Here is a 20,599-nt window from a genome sequence, read left to right on the forward strand (position 1 = left end):
GAGCACCCGGTGACTGACTCGACCATCATCTACACGCACACTGACGAGGCGCCCGCCCTGGCGACGCACTCGTTCCTGCCCGTGATCCAGGCGTACGCCTCGACCGCGGGGATCAATGTCGAGACCCGTGACATCTCCCTGGCCGGCCGCATCATCGCCGGCTTCCCCGAGCGTCTCGAAGAGGGTCAGCGCGTCGACGACGCCCTCGCCGAGCTCGGCGAGCTGGCCAAGACGCCCGGCGCCAACATCATCAAGCTGCCGAACATCTCGGCGTCCATCCCGCAGCTGAAGGCCGCGATCGCCGAGCTCCAGGCGCAGGGCTACGCCCTCCCGGACTACCCGGACGACCCGCGCACGGACGAGGACAAGGACGTCCGCGCCCGCTACGACAAGGTCAAGGGCAGCGCCGTCAACCCGGTCCTGCGCGAGGGCAACTCCGACCGCCGCGCCCCCGCCTCGGTGAAGAACTACGCCAAGGCCCACCCGCACCGCATGGGCGCCTGGTCCGCCGACTCGAAGACGAACGTCGCCACCATGGGCGAGAACGACTTCCGGTCCACCGAGAAGTCCACCGTCATCGCCGAGGACGGCACCCTGCGCATCGAGCACGTGGCCGCCGACGGCACCACGACCGTGCTGCGCGAGTCGGTCCCCGTCCTCGCCGGCGAGGTCGTCGACGCCTCCGTCATGCGCGTCGCGCCCCTGCGCGCCTTCCTGAGCGAGCAGATCGCCCGCGCCAAGGCGGAGGGCGTGCTGTTCTCCGTGCACCTCAAGGCCACCATGATGAAGGTCTCCGACCCGATCATCTTCGGCCACGTCGTCCGCGCCTTCTTCCCGAAGACCTTCGCGAAGTACGGCGAGGCGCTCGTCGCCGCCGGTCTCTCCCCCAACGACGGCCTCGGCACCATCCTCAAGGGCCTCGACTCCGTGCCGCACCTCGGCGAGGAGATCAAGGCGTCCTTCGAGGCCGAGATCGCCGAGGGCCCCGCCCTCGCCATGGTCGACTCCGACAAGGGCATCACCAACCTGCACGTGCCGTCCGACGTCATCGTCGACGCCTCCATGCCGGCCATGATCCGCACCTCCGGCCACATGTGGGGCCCGGACGGCGAGGAGGCCGACACCCTCGCGGTCCTCCCGGACAGCAGCTACTCCGGCGTCTACCAGGCCGTCGTCGAGGACTGCCGCGCCCACGGCGCCTTCGACCCGTCGACCATGGGTTCCGTACCCAACGTCGGTCTCATGGCGCAGAAGGCCGAGGAGTACGGCAGCCACGACAAGACCTTCGAGATCGCCGCGGCCGGCACCGTCCGCCTCGTCGACGCCGCCGGTGACGTCGTCCTGGAGCAGAAGGTCGCCGAGGGCGACATCTTCCGCGCCTGCCAGACCAAGGACCTCCCGATCCAGGACTGGGTCAAGCTCGCCGTCACCCGCGCCCGCGCCACCGGCGACCCGGCCGTCTTCTGGCTCGACGAGACCCGCGCCCACGACGCGCAGCTCATCGCCAAGGTCAAGCAGTACCTCCCGGAGCACGACATCGAGGGTCTGCGGATCGAGATCCTCTCGCCGGTCGAGGCCACGGCCTTCTCCCTGGAGCGGATCCGCCGCGGCGAGAACACCATCTCCGTGACCGGCAACGTCCTGCGCGACTACCTGACCGACCTCTTCCCCATCCTGGAGCTGGGCACCAGCGCCAAGATGCTGTCGGTCGTCCCGCTGATGAACGGCGGCGGCCTCTTCGAGACGGGCGCCGGCGGCTCCGCCCCGAAGCACGTCCAGCAGCTCGTCAAGGAGAACTACCTCCGCTGGGACTCCCTGGGCGAGTTCCTCGCGCTCGCGGTCTCCTTCGAGCACCTGGCCACCACCACGGGCAACGCCCGCGCCCAGGTCCTCGCCGACACCCTCGACCGCGCCACCGGCACGTTCCTCAACGAGGACAAGTCGCCGAGCCGCCGCCTCGGCGGCATCGACAACCGCGGCAGCCACTTCTACCTCGCCCTCTACTGGGCCCAGGAGCTGGCGCGGCAGACCGAGGACGCGCAGCTCGCCGAGGCCTTCGCCGCTCTGGCGAAGACCCTGGCCGAGCAGGAGGAGACCATCGTCGGCGAGCTCGTCGCCGTCCAGGGCTCCCCGGCCGAGATCGGCGGCTACTACCAGCCGGACGCCGCCAAGGCCTCGGCCGTGATGCGTCCGTCCGCCACCTTCAACGAGGCCATCGCGACCCTCGGCTGATCCCGGCGCACCGCGGGTGCCGCCCCGGCCCGGACATCGGTCCGGGCCGGGGCGTGCCCGTCGGTGGCGCCTACGCCGTTCGGGTGTGAACCTGGATGGATGAGCTGGGCATCATGGACGACCGCCGGGGTCTATACCGGGCGAGGTGGGGTGCTGACCGACGAGGCCGGCGCCCTCACCGGCGATGTGACCGTGCACACCACCTGGGCGGACGGTGAGGCACGCGTGGCCGTGCAGTACAGCGGCGCGTCCGACTGGTTCACCATGTCGGGCAGTCCGGTGCCGTGCTCCTCGGAGCCGGAGAGCCGGGACATCCACGAGGCGGTGGTCGAAGCGGTACGGGAGGGGAACGCGGCCGTCGTGCCGTACCGCCCACCCTCACCCGCGTAGGCGCCACCCCCTCCACCACCCCCGAAGGCACCCCCTGAGCACCACCCGCACGAGTGGCGTCACCGCGTCATCGGTATGGCGATCACCGCCGCCGCGCGGATAACCGTTATCGGCCCCCCGCCCACGGGTCTCCTCTGCATGGGGACGGACGGACCACGGGACGAGGGAGCACGTTCATGCACAGCGACGAGTGGGCCACGGCCGAGCTGGTGGAGGCGGCCGCGGCCGGAGACGCGTACGCCCGGGAACGGCTGATACGCGCCTACCTCCCGCTCGTCCACAACATCGTGGCCCGCGCGCTCGACGGCCACGCCGACGTCGACGACATCGTGCAGGAGACCCTGCTGCGCGCCCTGGACGGCCTGGCCGGCCTCCGCGACCCACTCCGCTTCCGCTCCTGGCTCGTCGCCATCGCGATGAACCAGATCCGCCGGCGCTGGCGCGAACGGCAGCAGGGTCCGGTGTCCGGCCTCGACCGGGCCGTCGACCTCCCCGACCCCGGCGCAGACTTCGTCGATCTCACCATCCTGCGCCTCGGCCTCTCCGGACAGCGCCGCGAGGTGGCGGAGGCGACCCGCTGGCTGGACGAGGACGACCGTGAACTCCTCTCCCTGTGGTGGCTGGAGGCGACCGGCGAACTCACCCGCGCCGACCTCGCCGAAGCGCTCGCCCTCACCCCGCAGCACGCGGCGGTCCGGGTCCAGCGGATGAAGGAGCAGCTGGAGACGGGCCGCACCGTCGTCCGCGCCCTCGCCGCCACGCCCCGGTGCGCGGCCCTCGCGGAGGCCGTCACCGGATGGGACGGGCACCCCGCCCCGCTCTGGCGCAAGCGCCTCGCCCGCCATCTGCGGAGCTGCGGGGTCTGCGCCCCCGCCCGATCGGGTCTCGCCCCGGCCGAGGGGCTGCTCGTCGGCCTCGGCCTCGTGCCGCTCCTCGCCGTGGGCCGCTCCCTGCCCGGGGCGTCGCTCCAGACCGCGGCCTGGACCGACGCCCCCGGGCCGGGGGAGACCTGGGCGGGCTCCGGCCCGGCGGGGGAGGCCGCCGGGGGTGCGGACGCGGGCGTCGGCTCGGCCCCGTGGCCGTCCCCGGACGCGCTCGCGGCACCGGGCGGCGCCCCCGACTCCGCGTCCGGCTCGGCGGCCGGCCACGGTACGGCCTCCGGGCACCACGCCGGTGCGGGCCGGGGTTCCGTGGTTCGGCGGGCCTGCGCCGCCGGCGCGGTGGCCCTGGGCGTCCTCGGAGGCGTCATCCTGCTCGTACCCCCGGAGCCGTCGCACCGGCGGCCCGTCCCCGTCCCGCCCGTGGCCGCGCCGTCCCCGGCCGCCACGACCGCCGCACCGGCCCCGACGAGCGCCCCGCCCTCCCCGCGCCCGACGCCCTCCCCGGCCCCGCCGAAACCGAGCCGGAAGCCCAGCGCCGAGGAACGGCTCACCCGGCTGGTCAACCAGCGGCGCGCCGAGGCCGGTTGCGGCCCCCTGCGGACGGACGAGCGGCTGACCAGGGCGGCGCAGGCGTACGCCGACGACATGGTCCGGCGCGGCTACTACGCGCACAGCAGCCCCGAGGGCGAGCAGGCGGACGCCCGGATCACGGCGGCCGGTTACCGCTGGAGCCGGTGGGCCGAGAACCTGGCGCGCGGGAACAGCGACCCCGCGGGCACCTTCGCGAGCTGGATGGACGGCGCGGGGCACCAGGCGAACATGCTGGACTGCCGCTACCGCGACACCGGCGTCGCCGCGGTCCGGGGCCCCGACGGCACGGTGTGGGTGCAGAAGCTGGCCGCCGGCTCCTGACGCCGGTGGCCGCGCGGCGGGGTGGCGGGTCAGCGCCGGACGGCGAAGTTCTGCACCCACCACGGTCCGTCGGCGTTGAGCGACAGCCCGATGCCGATGTCCTTGAAGGCGCAGTTGAGGATGTTGTGGCGGTGTCCGTCGCTGCGCATCCACTCGCGCATCGCCGCGGCGGGCGTCTTCGGGCCGCGGTGGATGTTCTCGGCCCAGACGGACCAGGAGTAGCCCGCCGCCGTGATCCGGTCGCCCGCGTTCCGGCCTTCCGGGTTCTCGTGGCCGTAGTAGTTCCGCGCGGACATGTCGTCGGCGTGCGCCTGCGCGGCGGACCGCAGCCGGCGGTCGTGACGGAGCGGCCCGCAGCCGGCCCGGTCGCGCTCGGCGTTGACGAGCGAGATCACCCGGTCGATGTACGGCGCCGCCTTGCCGGAGCCCGGGACCACCCTCGCGGACGCCGGTGCCGTCGAGGCGGGCGCGGTCGTGGCGGCCGTCGCCCGAGCGGCGGGCGGAGCCGTACCGGGAGCCGGCGCCGACGGGTCCGTCACCGTCCCCGTGCCGGGGGCCGTGCTCGGGGCGGCCTCGGGCGTGGGGGCCGGCCCGGCCTCGGAAGCCGAGGGGGAGGCTTCGGCCGAAGGGGTGACCGGAACGGCGGCCGGAGCGCCCCCGGGCGCCGCGGACGGCGGGGCGGAGGCTCCGGCCGCCGGCGTCACGGTCGTACGGATCTGGGCCGCCGGGTCCAGCCGCGCTCCGGCGGCCGCCTGGCCCCCGAGGGACGCCACGTACGCCCCCGCCGTCACGGTGAGGGCGGCCGTCGCCGTGCCGGCCACGGTCACGGCGGCGCGGAAGGACGGCAGTCGACGGGCGGGCCGCCCCGTCGTGCCGCCCCCTCTGCGATGACGGCCTCCGCGGGGGGCCGGCTGGTCGTAGGGGACACGGTCCTCGTGGGGGTGCATGGGCTCCGCTCTCTTTTCCGGGGCCGCCGGACGGTCCGGCGGAGGGGAGGGCTACCGGGGCGACGGCAGCAGGGTGTCCCTCACACTGTCCGGCCGCACCGCCTTCGACACACCTCGTCAACCCGCCGGGTCAACCCGCCATTGACGCCCGCCGGGGTCACCCGACCGGCCGTCACCCGGAAGAGCACCACCGCGCCCGTCCGCGCCCGAAGGGCTACGGAGTGCGTGCCAGGCGCCCCCAGCCAGACGGGACTATCGAAACAGGCCCTAGTGGGGCACGACGGCCACCGGGCACGGGGCCAGGTGCAGGGCTCCGTGCGCCACCGATCCGATCCGCGGCCCGATCGCCCCGCGCCGCGCCCGCCGCCCCACCACGAGGAGTTCGGCATCGCCCGACGAGGCGAGGAGCACCTGGCCCGCGCTCCCGATCTCCACGTGCTCGGTCACCGGCACTTCCGGGAACCGCTCCCGCCAGGGCGCCAGCGCCTCGCGCAGCGCCTTCTCCTCGTACGGGACGAGACCGCCGGCCTCGTCGGCGAGCGCCATCGAGCCGGGGGTGTACGCGGAGAGGGGCGGCAGGCTCCACGCCCGTACCGCCCGGACGGACGCCCCACGGGCCGCCGCCGTCTCGAAGGCGAAGCGCAGGGCGGGCGCGCTGTCCTCCGCCCCGCCGTGCTGGCCGACGACGATCCGGCCGCCCCGACCGGTGCCGCCCTCGTTCTCGTCGGCGCCGTCACGTGAACGCACCGCGACGACCGGTCGGGTGGCGCCCGCGATGATCTGCTGTCCGTACGAGCCGAGCAGGAAGCCGACGACCGCTCCGTGGCCGCGCGAGCCGATGACGAGGGTCTCCGCCCGGTCCTGCGCCCCGAGGAGCGCGGCCACCGGACTGTCCGCCACGATCTCGCCGGTCACCGCCGACCGGGGATACCGGGCGGTGACGGCCGACTCCGCGGCGCGGAGCACCTCCCGGGCGGAGCGCTCCAGGCTCTCGGGGTCCTGGACGACCGGGATGTCGAGCGGTTCCCAGCGCCAGGCGTGCACCAGGCGCAGCGGGAGACCGCGGTGGAGCGCCTCGCGGGCGGCCCAGTCGGCCGCGGCGAGACTCTCCGGCGAACCGTCCACTCCGACGACGATCTCACGGCTCATCAGGATGCCTCCGTACCTGCTCCGTGCCTCGACGGGCACGGCCTCCCGGCCGGCCCCCGTCCTCTTCCCTCTCCTGTCCCGTCCGGCCCCGTCGACGCGTCGGCGTGCGGACCGGGCCCGTCGCCACGACCGTAGGACGGCCGCCGGCCCGCCGCCTCCGTCAGGGCAGCGTGGTGAGCTGGGGCCGCGGGCCGTGGAGGTAGTGGTCGCCGATGTCCCGGAGCCGGTGGGAGGGGGAGGAGTGGGCGGTGAGGACGCGGGCGTTGCGCCAGAAGCGGTCGAGGCCGGGCCCTCCGCCCGGTTCCTCGGCGGCCCGGGCGGCGTCGACGAGTTCGAGGATCCGGGTCGTGACGAGGATCGCGGCCCTGCTCGTCACGGCCTCGGCGGCGGCGACCAGGACGGCGATGTCGGCGCGTTCCTCCACCCCGAGGGAGCCCTCGGCGCGCAGTCCCCGGGCGAGGGCGTCCGTGGCCCGCTCCACGACCGCGGCCGCGGCATGGGTGGCGGTCGCCAACTCGCCGTACATCAGGAGGAGGTACGGATCCTGGTCCGCGCCCGCCGGGTACGCGACGGCGCCCACGGCCGGGTCGGCGGCGTAGGAGCCGGGGGTGAACCGGCCGGCGGAGAAGGAGCCGGTCGAGAAGGCCGCGGCGGCGGAGAAGTGCCCGGGGGCGAAGGGGGCGGCTTCGGTGGCGCGGCTGATGTCGCGGGCCTCCGCGAGGGCGCCTTCGGCGATGCCGAGCCCGACCTGGACCAGGACCAGCCGCAGGGCGAGCGGGGCCAGCGTCGTGAAGGGGGCCACGGCGTGCTCGTCGTGGGGGAGGGTGCCGAGGACCTGCCCGCGCTCGACCGGGACCCCGTCGAAGTTCACGTTCCCGGCGCCCGCGAGGCGCTGTCCCACGCGGTCGCCGCCCGCCTCGGTGAACACGCCGGGGTGGGCCGGGTCGACCAGCACGACGAGGACGTCACCCGTCGCCGCACATCGCGCGCCGACGACGAGGCGGTCGGCGACCGTGACGCCGGAGTCGAACGCCCGGCGGCCGTCGAGGAGCCACCCGCTGCCGGACGGCGTCAGGGTGAGGCCGGGACCGCCGCCCCCGGCCGGCTCGATGCCGCCGGCGAGCAGCCAGCGTTCCCGTGCCGTACGGACTTCGAGGGCGCCGGGCACGTCGAGCCGTTCGGGCGCGTCGGTGGTGTCCGGTGCCTCGGGGGCCTCCCGCTCGCCGTCGGGGGCCGCGGCGGCGCCGAGGAAGCGGCCGCTCCAGGACAGTACGTAGTGGTGGGCCAGCAGCTCGCCGATCGAGCTGTCCGCGGCGGAGATCTCCCGGATCACCCCGCACGCGGCCTGCCAGTCGGAGCCGCGCAGGGCGGGGCCCGGCGGGGTGAGGAGGGCGGGCAGCCCGGCCTCCTGGAGGCGGGCGACCTCGTCGTCGGGGTTCTTGCCCGCCCGGTCCCTGGCCAGTGCGTCGACCGCGAGGTCATCGGCGAGTTCGCGGGTGACGCGACGCCATATCTCTTCGTGTCCCGGGCGCTTGGCCGGCCGAGGGATGGGGCGTGTCGCTGACTTCTTCGGCGTTCTCACGGCACCTCACAATGATCCCTGTTTCCCCACTGGAATAGTAGGGATAGTGGCAGAGGGGTTGCCGGTTGCCCAAGGGGCGTCCATATGGCGGATGTTCGCGTTCCGACCGGCGAGATCAAGGGCCAGGTGACCTGGGACGGGCCCGGCGCCGGGCGGCCGGTGGGCCGGCCGTCAGGGGTTGGTCCAGGCCTCCGGGTCCTCGGCCAGCGTGATGATCTCCGGCGGCAGCTTCGCCGCCGCCACGTCGGCGAGCGACACACCGTCGAGCACTTGGCGCACATTGGCCCGCAGGGCGATCCACAGCGGCAGCAGGGACTCGGCGGGGCCGGTGTACGCGAGCTCCGGCGGACGGACGCCGCGCACCGACACCAGCGGGCCGTCCACGCAGCGGATCACGTCCGCGAGCGAGATCTCCGACGCGGGCCTGGCCAGCCAGTACCCGCCGTTCCCGCCGCGCTGGCTCATGACGAGTCCGCCCCGGCGCATGTCGCCGAGGATGCCTTCGAGGAACTTGTGGGAGATGTCCTGGGAGTCGGCGATCGCCTCGGCCTTCAGCGGCGCCGAGTTCTGTGCGGCGGCGAGCTGGAGTGCGGCACGCACCGCGTAGTCGGCTCTGGCTGAGATGCGCATGCCCGCATTATCCCGCACGGACGTGACCGGATTCGTACGCCCGTCCTCGCGCCTCTCCGCACCCCTCGCCCCGTGCGCATGGATGCGGCGCGAGTCCCGAGGGCCCGCGCCGCATCCATGACGCTCGTCCCGCCGCCGCGGCCCGTGCGGTGGCCGGGGTCACCAGGTCTTTCCGCTCTCGCAGCGGTAGGACGAGCCCATCGGCTCCACGACCTGTCCGTCCCGGACCGGCGTGGACTGCGGCGACTTCGGCTCGTCGGCGAGGGAGACCATGGGGTGCTCGCTACGCGTCGTGCCTCTTCATGCGCCGCATGGCCTCGGCCGCCTTGCTCCTGGCCTGGCCGGTCACCTCTTCCCGGCGCCCCTCGGCCTGCATCTCCCGGTCGTCGACGGCGTCGCCGACACCCTTCTTCAGCTTGCCCTTCATCTCCTCGGCCTTGCCCTTCGCCTCGCTCATGACGTCGTCCTTCCGGACAGGGCCCCCTTCGGTACGGGGCCGGGTGGTGTCGCCTGGCGGCTACCCCGATCCCTCCGCACCACTCGCCGCCCCCCCCGGCCGTGTCAGCCGTACGGCGGCACCCCGGCGCATGCGGGGGCGCCGAGCGGGCACCCGTGGGTGACAGAGCCGAGAAGGGTGGTGGGTCCATGTCCGGACCGAAGGAGACGGCCGCCGACGTTCCGCGGGTGACACCGGTCGCCGGTGGCCCGTTGCTGGTGGAGGGGCCGGTCGAGATCGTCATGCCGGACGGGACCGTGACGCTGTGCGAGCGGCCCGTGGTGGCGCTGTGCACCTGCCGGCGCACGCTCCGCGCCCCGTTCTGCGACACCAGCCATCGCAGCCGCTTCCGGCGCGACAAGCGGTCCACCGAGAACGGCGAGGGCACGAAGCCCCGCGCCGGCGCCGGGGAGCGGAGCGAGGGCGGCGAGCAGGACGTGCCCGGCCCGGAGTCCTGGGGGGGGCGGGGGGGGGGGGGGGCGGGCGGGGGGGGGGGGGGGGGGGGGGCCCCCGGGGCGGGGGGGGGGGGGGGGGGGGGGGGGCCCGCCCGCCCCCCCCCCCCCCCCCCCCCCCCCCCCGCACCCGTACCACTGCCCGGCGCCGAGGCCGGACCGCCACGGCTCCCGGTCACGGCCGCAGCAGCGTCTTCACCATCCCGTCGCCCTTCGTCTGGAACGTGGCGTAGGCCGCCGGGCCCTCCTCCAGCGGCAGCGTGTGGGTGGCGAAGCCCTCCACGCCCAGCGGGTCGCCGTCCGAGAGGAGCGGCATGATCTCGTCCACCCAGCGCCGGACGTTGGCCTGCCCCATCCGAAGCTGGATCTGCTTGTCGAAGAGGGTGAGCATGGGCAGCGGATCCGCCATGCCGCCGTACACCCCCACGACCGAGATCGTGCCGCCGCGCCGGACCACGTCGATCGCCGTGTTCAGGGCCTGCATGCGGTCCACCCCGGCAAACTCCATCAGCCGCTGGGCGACCGCGTCGGGCAGCATCACGGTGGCCCGCTGCGCCGCCTTCGCCACCGGCGAGCCATGGGCCTCCATGCCGACGGCGTCGATCACCGCGTCCGTGCCCCGGCCGCCGGTCATGTCCCGGATGACGTCGGCGAGGTCCGAGCCGTGTTCGCGCAGGTCCAGGACGGTCACCCCGCGGGCGGCGGCCCGTTCGAGCCGTTCGGGCACGAGGTCCACGCCGATGACCAGCCGGGAGCTCTCGTGCAGCGCGACCCGGGCGGCCATGTCGCCGATCGGACCGAGACCGAGGACGGTGAGCGAGCCGTCGGCGGGCACGTCCGCGTACCGCACCGCCTGCCAGGCGGTGGGCAGGACGTCCGACAGATAGACGAACCGTTCGTCGGGCGGCCCCTTCGGCACCTTCACCGGCAGCCAGTCCCCGAACGGCACCCGCAGGAACTGGGCCTGGCCGCCCGGCACCTGGCCGTACAGCTTGGTGTACCCGAACAGCGACGCGCCCTTGCCGTGGCTGCGGACCTGCGTCGTCTCGCACTGGGAGTGCAGGCCGCGCCCGCACATGAAGCACTGCCCGCAGGAGACGTTGAACGGGACGACCACCCGGTCGCCCGGCGCCAGCGTCGTGACCCCCGGGCCCGCCTCGACGACCACGCCCATCGGCTCGTGGCCCAGGATGTCCCCAGGGTCGAGGAAGGGCCCGAGCGTCTCGTACAGATGGAGATCGGAACCGCAGATACCGGTCGACGTGATGCCCACGATCACGTCCGTGGGCTCCTCGATCTTCGGGTCGGGCACGGTGTCCACACGGACGTCGCGCCTGCCGTGCCAAGTCAGCGCCCGCATGGGACACCTCCTCCTGGTGGACCTGCACTGTCGGTCGTGCCCGGCGAGTGCCCGGGAGCGGTACGGCGAAACGACCCTCCGCCGGCGCCGCGCACGCCCGTGTCCCCGCCGGCCGATTCCCCGCCGGCCGTGTGCCCGCCGGTGCGGGGCCGTTCTGCCGGGCCCCGCACCGGGTCTCAGCCGATGCGACGGCCGGTGAGCGGGGCGGTGGCGTCGCCGCCGCCCGCCCGGACCCCGCGCAGGAACGCCTCCACGGCCTCCACCGACGTCATCGACGGCTCCCACTCCAGCTCCCGGCGCGCCCGGTCCGTGGACAGCAGGGGCAGGTGCAGGACCGCGTCGAAGAGGTCCGGCGAGGCGGGGGCGACCCGGAGCCTCCAGGCCGCCGAGAGCGCCCCGCGCACCGCCCCCTTCGGCACCTTCACCGTCCGCGCGTCCAGCAGCCCCGCCAGCACCTCGGCGTCGATCACCGGATCCGCCGCCAGGTTGAAGGCGCCCCTGACATCGCGCAGCAGCGCCCGCCGATAGGCATCGGCGGCGTCGTCGGTGTGCAGGGTCTGGAACCGCAGCCCCTCGAACTCCGGCACCAGCGGAAGGAGTTCGGGACGCAGCAGCCCGCCGGGGAAGAAGCGGCCGGCGAAGATCCGGCGCTGCTCGCTCGCCGACTCCTCCTTGAAGAGGAAACCGGGCCGCATCCGCACCACCCGGATCAGCGGATGATCGCGCTCGAAGGTGTCCAGGACCCGTTCGAGGTACGCCTTCTCCCGGGTGTACGCGGCGCCGGGCCAGCCGTGCGTCGGCCAGGACTCCGAGACCCCCGCGCCCGTCTTCGGGCCGGGGGAGTACGCCCCGACCGAGGAGGCGTGGATCAGCACGGGCACCCGCCCCGCGGCGACCGCCTGGAAGACGCGCAGCGAGCCGAGGACGTTGGACCGCCACGTCTCGACCGGGTCGTGGGTCGGCTGGAACCGCCAGGCCAGGTGGACGACGGCGTCGGCGTCCTCGACGTACTGGGCGAGCCTCGGCTCGTCCCGTTCCAGGGAGAGGTCGACCTCCGCCCACTCGGTCTTGGGCAAGGTCAACCGGGGGGTCCGGCGGGCCAGTCCGAGGACGGACGCGACCCGCGGCTCACGGGCGAGCGCCCGGACCAGACTCGTGCCGACGTTGCCGGTGGCGCCGGTGACGACCACCTTCAGACCGTCGCTCGGGTTCGCCTTCGGGTTCATGGGACCGCCCTTCCGTTACAGATCGTGCCCGAACGGGTCGCGCAGGTGACCGTCCGACCGGACTATGGAGCAATCGAGGGAAGGGGGGCGCGTCAGGAGGACACGATGTTGCTGCCCGACAAGAAGACGATCGACCGACTGCTCCGGCACTACCGGGACCAGGAGCGCGTGGTCCTGGCCATGCCGGGGGACCTGTCGACGCGGAGGAGCTTCGAGGACACGGCGTACACGCTCTGCGTCCTGATGGGGGAGCGGACCGCCCGCGAGGCGGTGCGCGCGGCCGAGCGGTACGTCGGCGCCGTGGCCTCCGCACCCCGGCAGGCGCTGGAAGGCCTGCCCGGCTCCTGACCGCGCCGGGCCGGGGCCCCGCCTCGCCTCGGTGGTCACGGCGCCCGGTCTCCGGCCGACGTCCGGGATCCGGCGGGCGTCAGCGCGCCGGTCCCGGCCGAGGCTCCCGCCCCGAGACGGTCGCGGGCCGACGTTGTCCGGTCGTCCGCCGGGGCCCTGCCGTCGAGCGGCAGGTGGTAGACGGCGTACGCCCGGCCGATCACCGGCTGCGCCACGTTCCGCACGCGGATGCCGCCGGCCGTCATCCCGTGCTCCACGCCCATGTGGGCGTGGCCGTGCACCGCGAGGTCCGCGCCGCCCTCGTCCATGGCCTCGGCCAGCAGATAGCTGCCCAGGAAAGGGAAGATCTCCGGCGGCTCCCCGGCCAGGGTGTCCGGCACGGGCGCGAAGTGCGTCAGCGCGATCCTCACCCGGCAGCCGTCGTCGGCCAGTTCTCCCAGGGCCCGGCGCAGGCCGTCCGCGCTGCGCCGGGTGTAGCGCACGAACGACTTCATCTCCGGTTCGCCGAACTCCCCGGCGCTGCGCCCCGCGAAGCCGCCGCAGAACCCCTTCGTACCGGCGACCCCGATTCGGTGGCCGCCGATCTCCAGGACCGCGGCCGAGCCCTCCAGGACGGTGACGCCGGCGGCCCGCAGGGTCTCCGTGACGCCCTCCTCCTGGTCGGAGTGGTAGTCGTGGTTGCCGAGGACGGCCACCACCGGCACCTCGATCCCGGCCACTTCGCCGGCCACGACCTCCGCCTCCTCGACCGTCCCGTGGCACGTCAGATCACCCGCGAGGAGCAACACGTCGGCCCGCTCGTGCAGGGTCTCGAACGCGGGCCTCAGCAGACCGTGGCTGTCCGGCCCGAGGTGGATGTCCCCGACCGCCGCCACGCGTACGACATCGCTCCGCCCGCCCGTCATCGCGCTCACCGCAGCTCCTCGGATCGGTCCGGGGCGTCCGCGCACACCACGACGAGGTCGGCGCGCAGGGGTGCCCCGCCCAGCTCCTCGCCCGCGATCCGCAGGATCTCGTCCCGCCGCTCGGCCGTCGGCACCGTCCCGGACAGGAGCACCGAGCCGCCGCGCATCTCGATCCGCACGCCGAGTTCGGCCACCTCGTCACCCGCGAGGCGGTCCCGCAGATGGGCGATCCGGTACTCGCCCTCGTCAGCGCCCTTCACGGGTCGCCTCCCTCCGGGGGATGACGTCCAGCCGCTCCAGCAGGTACAGGAAGGCGTCCGGCATCGGGTCGTCCCCGTGCTCGCGCCGTACGCGGTCCCAGTCGACGCGCTCGCGCAGGCCCCGGGCGACCGGCAGCAGCGCCCCGAAGTCGCAGTGGTGCTCGGAGAGCGCGGCCAGCCGGCTGCTGATCAGGTCGGTGGGCGCGAGCACCGGCATGTGGACGGAGTCCACGGGCAGCAGCGTGGCCCGCTCCAGCAGCTCCGTCGTCACCGGGCGGTCCGCCAGCGCGAAGATCAGGTCGATGTGCTCGCCGCCGGCCCGCGCCTTCACCAGCCAGTCCTCGGGCGGTTCGACGATCTCGATGCCGTTCTCCGCGAGGATGCCGACGACGGCGTCCGCGTCCTCCCGGCGTACGGCGAAGTCCGTGTCGTGCTGCAGCCTGACCGGGATGCCGTGGGCGTACGCCGCGACGCTCCCGACCAGGGCGAAGGGGCACCCGGACGTCTTGAGCAGCGCCGCCACCTGCTTGGTGGTCTCCAGGATCGCCTGCGTGTGGTCGGGCGGGAGCGTCCCCGGCACATGACCCGTCGCTCCGTGGCCCGTCGCTTCGTGTCCGCCGGTGGCGCTCGCCGGCACGGCGTTCGTCGGAGTGCCTGCCGTGCTGTTCTCGCCGGTCCGGTCGGCGTCGCGCCGGGCCGGTCCTTCCATCAGGTTCATGTCCGGATGCTCCGTCCTGCTGAGGTCGAGGGGGCCGGGGGGCCGGGAGCCTTACGGGTACCCAGTCGATCGAAAATGATCCGCGCCCGCATCCGGGGCGATTCGTGCCGATCGTCGAGTTTCCGGGCCCGGGGTGGGTAGAAGCGCGGGCGTAGCGCGAATGAGCGCGAGCGGAAGGCGGTGACCCCATGGACGCCGAGCGGTTCGCCGTCGAAGCCGTTACCGGGCAGGGGCCCGGGGCGGTGGTGCTGGCGTTGCGGGGCGAGCTGGACCACGACACCGCGGACACACTGCGGGCCGCGCTGGAGAAGAGTTCCGGCGCGGGGGACGGGTCCGGGCCCCGCACGGGGGCGGACCGGATCGTGCTCGACTGCTCGGCTCTGACGTTCTGCGACTCCTCGGGGCTGAACGTGCTCCTGAGGGCCCGGCTCCAGGCATTGGAGGAGGGGCGGAGCGTGGAGCTGGCGGGCCTGGGACCGCCGGTGTCCCGGATGTTCGAGATCACCGGGGCACGGAGCGTGTTCCGGGTGCACGAGAGCGTCGAGGAGGCGCTGGCGGAGCGGAAGACGGGATAGGGCCGACCGCCCGGGCCGACGCGACCGACACGGCCGGGCCCGGGCAGTGGCCGGGCGGCGGGCGCCGCGCGGTGGCGAACCGGGCGGCGGCCAGGCGGACGAGGGCGGAGGTACCCCATGGACCAGGAAGCCGCGGACAGTGGGGCTGTCGGCGGGGTGCACGAGCGTCAGGGGCCCGGGGCCCCGACACGACAGGGCCAGATCCGGCGGCTGTTGCTCTTCGACACGCGGGGAGTCGTGACGCGGTGCCGTGACTTCACCGCGGCGGCCCTGGCCGACTGGGGCTGGACGCCCGCGCGGACCGAGGAGGCGCAGGAGCGGGTGGACGACGTGCTGCTGCTGGTCTCCGAGGTGGTGACCAACGCCTGCCTGCACGCCGACGGTCCCGAGGAGATCGTCCTGCGCCAGTCCGGCGAGAACCTGCGGGTCGAAGTCGCCGACGGGAACCCCGAACCTCCGGCGCGGCGCCGACCGCGCGCCGCGTCCCTCCCCGGCGGACACGGGCTGATGGTCCTGGACCGCCTGGCGGGGGACTGGGGCTCCGAGCGGCGCGAGGGCGGCAAGGTGGTGTGGCTGGAGATCAGCCGCCCGGACACCGCCGCGTGAGGCGACGCCTCCCGGCCGCGCGAGTCCGTGGCTTCCTCACGCGTGCGTCCGTGGCTTCCTGAGCCGTCCCGTGCCGCGTTCCCGGCGCCCCGCCCGTCGGTGGCGCCTCGGGCCCGCGCCTTCGGTGACGCGCTCCCGCGGCCACTCAGTGACGCGCTCCCGCGCCCTCAGTGACGCGCTCCCGCGGCGCGGCGCGTGGCCGGTCCCGCCGCGGCGTCCGCGTCCGTGGTGTCCTCCAGCAGACCGGTCCTCAGCTCGTCGAGGATCCGGGCCAGGAGCCGGGATATGTGCATCTGGGAGAGCCCGAGGCGCTCGCCGATCTCCGACTGCGTGAGCTCGTCGCCGAAGCGCAGCGACAGGATCCGCCGGTCCCGCTCGTCCAGTCGGGCGATCAGCGGCTTCAGCGACTCCAGGGAGTCGATCAGGTCGAAGGAGCGCTCCTCCTCACCGAGGCGCCGCGCCCCGGCGGTGAGCGTCGTCGTCTCCTCGTCGCCGGACGGGGTGTCCAGGGAACGCGCCACATAGCCGTTCGCGGCCTGCTCGCCCTCCGCCACACACGCCTCGTCGACCCGCAGGTGGGCCGCCAGCTCGGCCCGGCTCGGGCGGCGCCCCAGATCCTGTTCCAGGGTGTCGATCGCCTTGGCCAGCTCGATGCGCAGCTCCTGGAGCCGGCGCGGCACCTGAACGGCCCAGCTGGTGTCCCGGAAGAAGCGCTTCATCTCGCCCACGATGGTGGGCAGCGCGAAGGCCGAGAACTCCACGTCACGGCTGGTGTCGAACCGGTCGATCGCCTTGATCAGGCCGATCGTGCCGACCTGGACGATGTCCTCGGTCGGCTCGGCGCGGTTCTTGAAGCGGCGCGCGGCGAACTTCACCAGGCTGAGGTTCAGCTCGACCAGGGTGTTCCGTACGTAGGCGTGCTCCGCCGTGCCCTCCTCCAGCGACTCCAGTCGGGTGAAGAGCGCCGTGGAGAGGGTCTGCGCGTCGGCCGTGCTCACCTCGGTGGGCCGGTCGATCTCGGGCAGCCCGTCCAGCGCGCGGCGCCGTACCTCGACCGGCTCGGCGATCGCCCCGCGGGACGAGGACGCCCGCGAGCGGCGTGGCGCGTCCGGCCCGTACGGCTCCGGGGGCTCCGGAAGGACCGCCGTGGCGGAGGCGGAGGTCTGACGGCGGGAGATGTGCGAAGTGGACATGATGCTCCTCGACCGATGGCGCGGCTCCTCGCCCTCCTGGAAGGACGGCGAGCAGAGCTCCTTCGAGTGTCCTTCCTCAAAGATTCCCCCTTGGGATGAATCAACACCATTTGTCCGGGAAACGGCGAGCTATGACCACCTGGCAGCACAGGGACACATCGCGTGCCCGGCACTACGCGCTGACCGACGGGCCGGAAACGGTCGCGGAGTGCCGCGCGGTCACCCGTCAGGCCCTGCGCGAGTGGTTCGGCCAGGCCGGGGCGGCAGGGTGCACCGCCGTGGAGGACGCCGTCCTGCTCGTCTCCGAGGTCGTCGGCAACGCCTGCCGCCACGCCGACGGACCGTACGAGCTGAGCCTGGACCACACGGACCGGCGCCTGCGGGCCCAGGTCAGCGACGCCAGCCCGGCACGGCCCCGGCCGTCCGGCCCCCATCGCCCGGCGCGGTCCTCCGGGCACGGTCTGTACCTCCTGGACCGGCTCGCCGCGGCGTGGGGCTGTCTGCCGCGCCCGCGCGGCAAGGCGGTGTGGTTCGAGATCGACATCCCGCCCGAGGATCCCGGGCACACTCCCGGCCGCACCCTTCCCGGCGAGGTGCCGTGACCCCTCGCGCCCGCACGCGCCCGTCCGCTCGCCGGGCCCGCCGGCCAGGCGCTCCTTTCCGGACCCGACCTAAGGTGGGAGTGCGAACCGGGCCGCCGCGGTGCACCCCGTACCGCTCCCGCGTCGCCGCGAGGCCGTGATGGACGTATCCCCCCGCAGGAACCGCCCCCCCGCCGCCGGGGCCGACCGGCCGGCCGGGCCGGGCGAGGACGGGCTCCGAGAGCTCCTCGCCGGCCTCACCGCCGTCCGGGACGGCGACCTGTCGGTGCGCCTGCCCGAAGCCGCCGGCGGCGTCCAGGGGCAGATCGCCGTGGTCTACAACGACATGGTCGGCCAGCTGTCGCTGGTCACCTCCGAGGTAACCCGGGTGGCCCGCGAGGTCGGGGGCCAGGGACTGCTCGGCGGACGCGCCCGCGAACTGCGCGTCCACGGCGTCTGGCAGGAGCTGACGTCGGGCGTCAACACCATGGCCGACAATCTGACCTCGCAGGTCAGGTCCATCGCCCAGGTCGCCACGGCGGTCGCGGGCGGCGACCTCACCCGCAAGATCCGTGTCGACGCGGACGGCGAGATCCTGGAGCTCAAGGAGACTATCAACACGATGGTCGACCGGCTCTCCTCCTTCGCCGAGGAGGTCACCCGCGTCGCCCGCGAGGTCGGCACCGAGGGCAAGCTCGGCGGCCAGGCCACCGTCCGCGGAGTGTCCGGCACCTGGAAGGACCTCACCGACAACGTCAACTCCATGGCCGACAACCTCACCAACCAGGTGCGGAACATCGCCCAGGTCACCACCGCCGTCGCCCAGGGCGACCTCACCAGCCGGATCGACGTCTCCGCGCGCGGCGAGATCCTGGAGCTCAAGACCACGATCAACACGATGGTCGACCAGCTGTCCTCGTTCGCCGCCGAGGTCACCCGCGTGGCGAGAGAGGTCGGAACGGAGGGCAAGCTCGGCGGTCAGGCCGAGGTCGAAGGGGTCTCGGGCACCTGGAAACGACTCACCGAGAACGTCAACGAACTCGCCGGCAACCTCACCCGGCAGGTCCGGGCCATCGCCGAGGTCACCAGCGCCGTCGCCGAGGGGGACCTCACCCGCTCCATCGCCGTCGAGGCCCCCGGCGAGGTCGGCGACCTCCGGGACAACATCAACGCCATGGTCGAGTCGCTCCGCGCCACCACCCGGGCCAACGAGGACCAGGACTGGCTCAAGACCAACATCGCGCGGATCGCGGCCCGTATGCAGGGCACCCGGGCCCTCCCCGACATCGCCGAACTGATCATGACCGAGGTGCCTCCCCTGGTCTCCGCGCAGTACGGAGCCTTTTTCCTCGCCCGGCACGACGAGCGGGGCACCGAACTCGTCATGACGGCCGCGTACGGCCTGCCGGACGACCCCGCCGGCCCGCCCCGCAGCTTCCGGCTCGGCCAGTCCCTCGTCGGCCAGGCCGCACGCGACCGGCGCACCCTCGTGGCGGAGCGCGTGCCGCCCGGGTACGCCACCATCGCCTCCGGCGGCGGCCGCGGCGAACCGGGCATGCTGGTCATCCTGCCGATCGTCGTCGAGGACCAGGTCCTCGGCGCCGTGGAGCTCGCCTCGCTCCACCCCTTCACCGCCATCCACCGCGACTTCCTCGAGCTGTTCGTGGACACCGCGGGAGCCGTCGTCAGCTCGCTCGTGGCCAACCTCCGCACCGACGAGCTGCTCGGCCAGTCCCAGCGACTGACCGAAGAACTACGCACCAGCTCCCGGGAGTTGCAGGAGAGGCAGCAGGAACTCCAGCGCTCCAACGCCGAGCTGAAGGAGAAGGCGGCGCTGCTCGCCGAACGGAACCAGGACATCGAGTCCAAGAACCTCGTCATCGAACAGGCCCGTCAGGAACTGGAGGCCCGCGCCCAGCAGCTCTCCCGTACCTCCATGTACAAATCCGAGTTCCTCGCCAACATGAGCCACGAGCTGCGCACCCCGCTCAACAGCCTGCTCATCCTGGCGCGGCTGCTCGCCCAGAACCCGGACGGAAACCTGACGGCCAAACAGGTCGACTACGCCGAGGTCATCCACTCCGCCGGCTCCGACCTGCTCCAGCTGATCAACGACATCCTCGACCTGTCGAAGGTCGAGGCGGGCAAGATGGAGATCCGGCCCGAGCCGTTCGCCATGCACCAGCTGCTGGACTATCTGGAGGCGACCTTCGGCCCCGTCGCCGACGAACGCGAGCTGGAGTTCGCGGTCACCGTGGCCGCCGACGTCCCGGACGAGCTGACCACGGACGAGTCGCGGCTGCGCCAGATCCTGCGCAACCTGCTCTCCAACGCCATGAAGTTCACCGAGGAGGGACGGGTCGAGCTGGCCATCGGCACCGCCGAGGGCGACCGACTGCCGCCCCGGCTGCGCGGCGCCGGCGCCGCCCTCGCCTTCCGCGTCAGCGACACGGGCACCGGCATCCCCTCCGAGCGGCTCGAGAGCATCTTCGGCGCCTTCCAGCAGGGCGACGGCACCACCGCCCGCAGCTACGGCGGAACCGGCCTGGGGCTCTCCATCAGCCGCGAGGTGGCCGGGCTCCTCGGCGGCGCCCTCGACGTCCGGAGCACCCCCGGCCACGGCAGCGTCTTCACCTTCTTCCTCCCCGACCCGCGCCTCGGCGGCCCCGCGGACCCCGACGCCGTACCGGCCACCGGCGACGACGGCCGGGCCGCCCCCGGGCAGCCCGAAGCCGACCCCGGCCCCGCGCACGACCCCCGCACGGCAGGCCGGACCGTCCTCGTCGTCGACGACGACGTACGGAACGTCTTCGCGCTCACCGAAGTGCTGGAGCGCCACGGAGTCCACGTCCTCAGCGCCGACGGCGGCCGCGCGGGTCTCGACCTGCTGGGCGGCCACCCCGAGATCGAACTCGTCCTGATGGACGTCATGATGGCCGGCATGGACGGCTACGCCGCCACGGAGGCGATCCGGGAGCTCCCGGGCCGGGCGGACCTCCCGGTCATCGCGGTGACGGCCAAGGCCATGCCCGGCGACCGCGCCCGGGCCCTGGCGGCCGGTGCCGCCGACTACGTCTCGAAGCCGGTCGACGCGGACGAACTCATGACCAAGGTCCGCCAGTGGCTCCCCACTTGAACACGTGACCGCCTGACCGC

Annotated in this window: 19 protein-coding genes and 1 pseudogene; 9 read left to right on the forward strand and 11 right to left on the reverse strand. The window is 73.9% G+C overall.

Translation table 11 applies throughout. The features are described 5' to 3' along the window. The first annotated feature begins 9 nt into the window (after window positions 1-9). The 3 genes from ACZ6RC_RS16865 to ACZ6RC_RS16875 all read left to right on the forward strand — a co-directional run bounded on the left by ACZ6RC_RS16865 (window position 10) and on the right by ACZ6RC_RS16875 (window position 4,415). On the forward strand, window positions 10-2,232 hold the full coding sequence (locus ACZ6RC_RS16865; protein ID WP_469583560.1) for an NADP-dependent isocitrate dehydrogenase: 2,223 nt from the start codon (window positions 10-12) through the stop codon (window positions 2,230-2,232). Window positions 2,233-2,331: 99 nt separating this feature from the next. After that, complete coding sequence (locus ACZ6RC_RS16870; RefSeq protein ID WP_391137650.1) at window positions 2,332-2,622, forward strand: hypothetical protein; 291 nt, start codon at window positions 2,332-2,334, stop codon at window positions 2,620-2,622. A 176-nt stretch (window positions 2,623-2,798) separates the two neighbouring features. After that, window positions 2,799-4,415, forward strand: a complete 1,617-nt coding sequence (locus ACZ6RC_RS16875) for a sigma-70 family RNA polymerase sigma factor (RefSeq protein ID WP_469583564.1) — start codon at window positions 2,799-2,801, stop codon at window positions 4,413-4,415. Window positions 4,416-4,444: 29 nt separating this feature from the next. Here the strand turns inward: ACZ6RC_RS16875 and ACZ6RC_RS16880 are convergent, their stop codons facing one another. From ACZ6RC_RS16880 to ACZ6RC_RS16900, 5 genes are all read right to left on the reverse strand, one after another. Continuing rightward, entirely contained in the window at window positions 4,445-5,362 is a 918-nt protein-coding gene (locus ACZ6RC_RS16880; RefSeq protein WP_453619983.1) for a CAP domain-containing protein, read from the reverse strand. A gap of 267 nt (window positions 5,363-5,629) precedes the next feature. Continuing rightward, entirely contained in the window at window positions 5,630-6,511 is an 882-nt protein-coding gene (locus ACZ6RC_RS16885; protein WP_469583568.1) for a universal stress protein, read from the reverse strand. A 160-nt stretch (window positions 6,512-6,671) separates the two neighbouring features. After that, window positions 6,672-8,093, reverse strand: a complete 1,422-nt coding sequence (locus tag ACZ6RC_RS16890) for an acyl-CoA dehydrogenase family protein (protein WP_391137638.1) — start codon at window positions 8,091-8,093, stop codon at window positions 6,672-6,674. A 171-nt stretch (window positions 8,094-8,264) separates the two neighbouring features. Then, window positions 8,265-8,723 carry an RrF2 family transcriptional regulator gene (locus tag ACZ6RC_RS16895; RefSeq protein ID WP_391137635.1) on the reverse strand — a complete coding sequence of 153 codons (459 nt, stop codon included), beginning with the start codon at window positions 8,721-8,723 and terminating at the stop codon, window positions 8,265-8,267. A gap of 283 nt (window positions 8,724-9,006) precedes the next feature. Continuing rightward, entirely contained in the window at window positions 9,007-9,180 is a 174-nt protein-coding gene (locus ACZ6RC_RS16900; RefSeq protein WP_391137632.1) for a CsbD family protein, read from the reverse strand. Between the two features lie 188 nt (window positions 9,181-9,368). On the opposite strand from ACZ6RC_RS16900, the pseudogene ACZ6RC_RS16905 reads away from it, so the two are divergent. Then, a pseudogene (locus tag ACZ6RC_RS16905) lies at window positions 9,369-9,548 on the forward strand (CDGSH iron-sulfur domain-containing protein); the annotation flags it as partial. A 298-nt stretch (window positions 9,549-9,846) separates the two neighbouring features. Here the strand turns inward: ACZ6RC_RS16905 and ACZ6RC_RS16910 are convergent. Then, the gene (locus ACZ6RC_RS16910) at window positions 9,847-11,031 is read right to left on the reverse strand and encodes an alcohol dehydrogenase catalytic domain-containing protein (RefSeq protein ID WP_391137625.1); all 1,185 of its coding nucleotides are present in this window, start codon (window positions 11,029-11,031) and stop codon (window positions 9,847-9,849) included. A gap of 176 nt (window positions 11,032-11,207) precedes the next feature. Beyond that, window positions 11,208-12,257 (reverse strand): NAD-dependent epimerase/dehydratase family protein, encoded by a 1,050-nt coding sequence (locus tag ACZ6RC_RS16915; RefSeq protein WP_469583574.1) that lies wholly within the window; start codon window positions 12,255-12,257, stop codon window positions 11,208-11,210. 105 nt (window positions 12,258-12,362) lie between these two features. On the opposite strand from ACZ6RC_RS16915, the gene ACZ6RC_RS16920 reads away from it, so the two are divergent. Next, a complete protein-coding gene (locus tag ACZ6RC_RS16920) occupies window positions 12,363-12,605 on the forward strand; it encodes a DUF5133 domain-containing protein (protein WP_391137614.1) in 243 nt (80 codons plus the stop codon). Window positions 12,606-12,640: 35 nt separating this feature from the next. On the opposite strand, the gene ACZ6RC_RS16925 is transcribed toward ACZ6RC_RS16920, so the two are convergent. Genes ACZ6RC_RS16925 through ACZ6RC_RS16935 form a run of 3 tightly spaced genes read right to left on the reverse strand, consistent with a single transcriptional unit; the run spans window position 12,641 to window position 14,488 of the window. Continuing rightward, on the reverse strand, window positions 12,641-13,510 hold the full coding sequence (locus ACZ6RC_RS16925) for a metallophosphoesterase family protein (RefSeq protein ID WP_469584353.1): 870 nt from the start codon (window positions 13,508-13,510) through the stop codon (window positions 12,641-12,643). Window positions 13,511-13,515: 5 nt separating this feature from the next. Further along, a complete protein-coding gene (locus ACZ6RC_RS16930) occupies window positions 13,516-13,770 on the reverse strand; it encodes a BON domain-containing protein (RefSeq protein ID WP_391137611.1) in 255 nt (84 codons plus the stop codon). Further along, complete coding sequence (locus ACZ6RC_RS16935; protein WP_453617095.1) at window positions 13,757-14,488, reverse strand: nucleotidyltransferase family protein; 732 nt, start codon at window positions 14,486-14,488, stop codon at window positions 13,757-13,759. Before ACZ6RC_RS16935 ends, ACZ6RC_RS16930 begins: the two co-directional genes overlap by 14 nt. A 188-nt stretch (window positions 14,489-14,676) precedes the next feature. Between ACZ6RC_RS16935 and ACZ6RC_RS16940 the strand changes: the two genes are divergently transcribed. Continuing rightward, window positions 14,677-15,063 (forward strand): STAS domain-containing protein, encoded by a 387-nt coding sequence (locus tag ACZ6RC_RS16940; protein ID WP_469583578.1) that lies wholly within the window; start codon window positions 14,677-14,679, stop codon window positions 15,061-15,063. Between the two features lie 117 nt (window positions 15,064-15,180). Then, window positions 15,181-15,669 carry an ATP-binding protein gene (locus tag ACZ6RC_RS16945; protein WP_469583580.1) on the forward strand — a complete coding sequence of 163 codons (489 nt, stop codon included), beginning with the start codon at window positions 15,181-15,183 and terminating at the stop codon, window positions 15,667-15,669. Window positions 15,670-15,836: 167 nt separating this feature from the next. Here ACZ6RC_RS16945 and ACZ6RC_RS16950 read toward each other — a convergent pair whose 3' ends face one another. Further along, window positions 15,837-16,862, reverse strand: a complete 1,026-nt coding sequence (locus ACZ6RC_RS16950; RefSeq protein WP_469583584.1) for a SigB/SigF/SigG family RNA polymerase sigma factor — start codon at window positions 16,860-16,862, stop codon at window positions 15,837-15,839. Between the two features lie 131 nt (window positions 16,863-16,993). Between ACZ6RC_RS16950 and ACZ6RC_RS16955 the strand changes: the two genes are divergently transcribed. Both ACZ6RC_RS16955 and ACZ6RC_RS16960 read left to right on the forward strand, forming a co-directional pair. After that, window positions 16,994-17,464, forward strand: a complete 471-nt coding sequence (locus tag ACZ6RC_RS16955; RefSeq protein WP_469583587.1) for an ATP-binding protein — start codon at window positions 16,994-16,996, stop codon at window positions 17,462-17,464. Window positions 17,465-17,603: 139 nt separating this feature from the next. Further along, the gene (locus tag ACZ6RC_RS16960; protein ID WP_469583590.1) at window positions 17,604-20,579 is read left to right on the forward strand and encodes a HAMP domain-containing protein; all 2,976 of its coding nucleotides are present in this window, start codon (window positions 17,604-17,606) and stop codon (window positions 20,577-20,579) included. Window positions 20,580-20,599: the final 20 nt, after the last annotated feature.

Source organism: Streptomyces sp. NPDC048353 (assembly GCF_055587165.1).

Excerpts from the sequence above, each read along its gene's own strand:
- ACZ6RC_RS16880 (WP_453619983.1), bottom strand. The coding sequence starts at position 5,362 with ATGCACCCCCACGAGGACCGTGTCCCCTACGACCAGCCGGCCCCCCGC.
- ACZ6RC_RS16950 (WP_469583584.1), bottom strand. The coding sequence starts at position 16,862 with ATGTCCACTTCGCACATCTCCCGCCGTCAGACCTCCGCCTCCGCCACG.
- ACZ6RC_RS16935 (WP_453617095.1), bottom strand. The coding sequence starts at position 14,488 with ATGAACCTGATGGAAGGACCGGCCCGGCGCGACGCCGACCGGACCGGC.
- ACZ6RC_RS16925 (WP_469584353.1), bottom strand. The coding sequence starts at position 13,510 with ATGACGGGCGGGCGGAGCGATGTCGTACGCGTGGCGGCGGTCGGGGAC.
- ACZ6RC_RS16945 (WP_469583580.1), top strand. The coding sequence starts at position 15,181 with ATGGACCAGGAAGCCGCGGACAGTGGGGCTGTCGGCGGGGTGCACGAG.
- ACZ6RC_RS16900 (WP_391137632.1), bottom strand. The coding sequence starts at position 9,180 with ATGAGCGAGGCGAAGGGCAAGGCCGAGGAGATGAAGGGCAAGCTGAAG.
- ACZ6RC_RS16870 (WP_391137650.1), top strand. The coding sequence starts at position 2,332 with ATGAGCTGGGCATCATGGACGACCGCCGGGGTCTATACCGGGCGAGGT.
- ACZ6RC_RS16940 (WP_469583578.1), top strand. The coding sequence starts at position 14,677 with ATGGACGCCGAGCGGTTCGCCGTCGAAGCCGTTACCGGGCAGGGGCCC.
- ACZ6RC_RS16910 (WP_391137625.1), bottom strand. The coding sequence starts at position 11,031 with ATGCGGGCGCTGACTTGGCACGGCAGGCGCGACGTCCGTGTGGACACC.
- ACZ6RC_RS16895 (WP_391137635.1), bottom strand. The coding sequence starts at position 8,723 with ATGCGCATCTCAGCCAGAGCCGACTACGCGGTGCGTGCCGCACTCCAG.
- ACZ6RC_RS16915 (WP_469583574.1), bottom strand. The coding sequence starts at position 12,257 with ATGAACCCGAAGGCGAACCCGAGCGACGGTCTGAAGGTGGTCGTCACC.
- ACZ6RC_RS16875 (WP_469583564.1), top strand. The coding sequence starts at position 2,799 with ATGCACAGCGACGAGTGGGCCACGGCCGAGCTGGTGGAGGCGGCCGCG.
- ACZ6RC_RS16885 (WP_469583568.1), bottom strand. The coding sequence starts at position 6,511 with ATGAGCCGTGAGATCGTCGTCGGAGTGGACGGTTCGCCGGAGAGTCTC.
- ACZ6RC_RS16955 (WP_469583587.1), top strand. The coding sequence starts at position 16,994 with ATGACCACCTGGCAGCACAGGGACACATCGCGTGCCCGGCACTACGCG.
- ACZ6RC_RS16960 (WP_469583590.1), top strand. The coding sequence starts at position 17,604 with ATGGACGTATCCCCCCGCAGGAACCGCCCCCCCGCCGCCGGGGCCGAC.
- ACZ6RC_RS16920 (WP_391137614.1), top strand. The coding sequence starts at position 12,363 with ATGTTGCTGCCCGACAAGAAGACGATCGACCGACTGCTCCGGCACTAC.